This is a genomic window from Helicobacter bilis ATCC 51630, from assembly GCF_000686565.1.
GTDB classification, from domain to species: domain Bacteria; phylum Campylobacterota; class Campylobacteria; order Campylobacterales; family Helicobacteraceae; genus Helicobacter_A; species Helicobacter_A bilis.
Genome location: NZ_JMKW01000091.1, coordinates 1 through 3,571, shown reverse-complemented (window position 1 = coordinate 3,571; position 3,571 = coordinate 1). Strand labels below are relative to the sequence as shown.

Annotated in this window: 4 protein-coding genes; 1 reads left to right on the top strand and 3 read right to left on the bottom strand. The window is 34.8% G+C overall.

The genetic code is table 11. The annotated features are described in order from the left end of the window. From T368_RS16385 to T368_RS0111030, 3 genes are all read right to left on the bottom strand, one after another. Positions 1-199, bottom strand: a 199-nt coding sequence (locus tag T368_RS16385; RefSeq protein WP_027338500.1) for a hypothetical protein, incomplete at its 3' end; no start/stop codon positions are given. Positions 200-233: 34 nt separating this feature from the next. Then, positions 234-485: a hypothetical protein gene (locus T368_RS0111035; RefSeq protein ID WP_004086181.1), complete on the bottom strand. Its 252-nt coding sequence runs from the start codon at positions 483-485 to the stop codon at positions 234-236. Positions 486-651: 166 nt separating this feature from the next. Beyond that, positions 652-1,260 carry a hypothetical protein gene (locus T368_RS0111030; protein WP_004086184.1) on the bottom strand — a complete coding sequence of 203 codons (609 nt, stop codon included), beginning with the start codon at positions 1,258-1,260 and terminating at the stop codon, positions 652-654. Positions 1,261-1,533: 273 nt separating this feature from the next. On the opposite strand from T368_RS0111030, the gene T368_RS0111025 reads away from it, so the two are divergent. Next, complete coding sequence (locus tag T368_RS0111025; protein ID WP_004086186.1) at positions 1,534-3,336, top strand: flagellar hook-basal body complex protein; 1,803 nt, start codon at positions 1,534-1,536, stop codon at positions 3,334-3,336. Positions 3,337-3,571 lie beyond the last annotated feature (235 nt).

Below are 3,571 nucleotides of genomic sequence, written 5' to 3'. Positions count from 1 at the left end.
TTACTAGCTTCCATATCGTAAAGTTTTTTACCGTATCTATAATAAAGAAAAATAAGGAATAAGGAAACAAAGGAATTGCTAAAAGTGTTATAAAAAATTTAGTAGATTTTTGGAAATCTCCTATCAATCCATAAAACCCAATGGCAAATAATAGGCTTAATATCATATAGATAATCAGCAATATTTTAAATTCTTTCATTTTATAGTCCCTTTAGATTCTGTGCTCATAAAAATTAAGTATATTTATTATGGTGGGCTCGTGGCACTTGCTCTTTTATCAATAAATTCCAAGCATCTGCTTCTACATAATCTCTACTATCATAGCTACCTCGTATAGCTAAAGTGTATTCTTTAGAATCTCCTTCTACATAAAAAGGAATCTTACCTATACATTGACAATAAAATAAAAGCATATCGAGATGTTGTTTTTTAGGGAGATTTCCTAATGTAAGACTTGTATCAGCTCCTATATAATTATCAAGCAATATATGTTTGATTTAGTTCTCTTTTTGCTTTCAATTTCTTTAAAATTAGAATCTTGTGATAAGCAATCAAATCTTAGATTCTAAAAGCTTATAAATTTTTCTTTTTAGAATCTATCATACTAAAATCATTATAATCTAGTTTAGACTGAGTAATTATTTAAAGCGATTATTTTTCAATAGTAATAAGCGGTGAGCTGCCACCAAGCACTCTTTCATGCTCTTTCGCAAGGACTTTTAGATTCTCTCCCTTAATGCTTATGCGTAACAATCCTACATTTAAAAAACCGATTTTTTCTAGAAATAAAGACTCTAGCTTACCATCGTATAAACCACAAAAACGCAACACTCTAGGCAACACCTCAATCTTTATAGAGAGACTCTCATTATCTAGCATTGTCTTTGCTTGCATGAGTTCTTTTACACCAAGTTGATTTGATAACTCACTTTTTCGTAAGAAATAGAATCCATGATATTTTTTCACGCTTATGTCATGCAGGTCGCTTGGAGAATAGATCCTGCCATTTCTGCGTACTTTTATGCTAAACTCAACACAATCTCCATTGTGAGTGATATTTTCTATCACACCGCTAATTGGCGATACTATGGCATTTGGTATCGTGGGATTAATGAGTTTTGAACTACAAAAAAATAGCCATGCTAATAACATAAGCAACAAAATCCCAGTCAAAATATAGAATCCAAAATATGCAGCAATCAACCCAAATATAACGATGATATAAGCTCCTTGCTTACTTTCACTCTCTATAACACGCATTTTTTCCCCTTAAAATAAATATATGGATTATAGCAAGTTTTTATACAAACGCGCTTTAAGATTTTTGTTATTTTAGATTTCAGCGAATACACTCCAGCTTTATGGTCCGTCCAAATACCGAATGGATTGTGCTTCTCATTTATTCACACACAAAATGCCTAAATGGCACAGAATTTGCTAAAAACTACATATTAAAAATATCAAAAAGCCGTATTACATAGGATTAAAGGCTATATTTATCAAAAAAGATTCCAGAAATGCAGGAGGCATAGAATGAATGACACGATGTTAAACGCTGTGAGCGGGATTAAAACGCATCAGTTTGGGCTTGATAGTATCTCAAACAATATCGCCAATGTCAATACGGTTGGCTACAAGGCAAATGATCCAGAGTTTAAGACGCTATTTTCTCGTAGCATGGATTCTATGAATGCTTCGACGGTTACAAACAATGACTTCAGCTATGGTGTAACTGGAGCTAGCAACAATGTGATTACAAAAATGGGGAATCTCAAAAAAGCAGACAACGATACAAGCGTGGCTTATACAGGCAAGGGCTGGTTTGTCGTTGGGAAAAATAAAGAGGGGCAGTTTGAAATAGGCGAAGATAATTTTGATGTCAGCGATGAAAACTACTTTACAAAAAATGGGGATTTTACAATAGATTCTGATGGATATTTGGTAAATTCTGAAGGGTATTATCTCTATGGCGTAAATCTTGGAAAAATCAATGGAAATAATTTCAAAGCTTCACAAGACCCAGAAAAAGATTATAAAGAACTCGCAAAAGGCGTAATGAAGCCAATCTCTATACCGCCACAAATTAGCTATCAGCCCGTAGAGACAACAAAAGTAGATTTAAGTGTGAATCTAAATCGCACAGGTGAGCTAAAAAATGTAGTATTAGCACACACAAGCAATGGAGTCTTTAATGAAGCAAGCTTCTTTAACCAAGACTTTAATGCCCTTGCAAACAGAGATGGCGATATGATACGCCCTAATACTTTTCCAAAAGCAGATATTGAAGTAACAATGCCAGATGGCACGGTGCAAATCGCACATTATGAATATGGTGATGGGACTTCATCGCAGGGCAAGTTTCATACAATAGGGCAGTTGCAATATCTTATAAAGAGAGATACAGGACTTGACTTAGAATTAAATAGAAATCCAAATGGATCAATCGATCCAAAAGGTGTGCTTGTGCTAAAAAATAATACAAATACGCCGGTAAAAGTTAAGCTAAGTGGGAATTTCTTTGAGCGATTGCATTTAAGTGGTGAAATGGAGAATATGGGGAAAAACGACTATCTAGCAGGCACAAATCTACGCGTTCCAAGCTTTACAAATACGACTGAAATCTTTGATGAAGGCGGCAAGAAATATGCTATGCACAATGAATATTATCTCGTAAATGCGGGAGATTCTGAAGGCACACAGAAAATGCCAGAGACTTGGAATGTGCGTAGCTATATACATGAATTTTCAGGTAATCGCATGCTTATTAGCAGTGAAGTAAAAGAGGGCAAAATCTTCTTTGACCCAAGCGGTAAGGCAGAAGCTGATGATATGGAGATTCCATTCTTAGGCAAAAAAAGTGTTAAACTAACGCTATCAAGAAGCACGAATAAAGTCTATAAAGATTCTGGTGTGAATGATACAGAGCAAGATGGTAAAAATCGCGGCGAAATGTCTAATATTAGAATCAATAATGAGGGCATTATCTCTGTCGCCTTTACAAATGGACAAACAGAAGCGATCGGTCGTGTGGGACTTGCTATGTTTGCAAATGATCAAGGGTTAAAAAAGGTCGGCGGGAATCTTTTTGCCCTAAATCCTAGCACGATTAATGGCGAAGTAACACAACTTAGTGGGAATCCAAAGCTTGTGTGGGGGGAAGATTCTAACCTTAAGCAAGGGAAAGTATTGCAAGGCTATGTTGAGACAAGCAATGTTGATGTAGCAGACGCTCTAACAAATCTTATCTTAATGCAAAGGGGCTATTCTATGAATGCAAAAGCCTTTACAACTTCTGATGACTTGATTAAAGAAGCGATCAATCTTAAACGCGCTTAGTATTTATTTCATAACATTTTTATGTGAATGCGATTATAATGAGATTTTTCTCGGTTTCAAAATCGCAATTATATCAAAGCATTACGCAAGGCAAAATGACAAGCATATCTTGAAGCTAGATTCTATAAAATTGCGTGAATATAGAATCTGTGGAGTTAAAATTTCTTCATTCACGCACTAAACTTTGTGCTTATGTAAATGGATTTTGATTTATTTCATATATATATATATATAT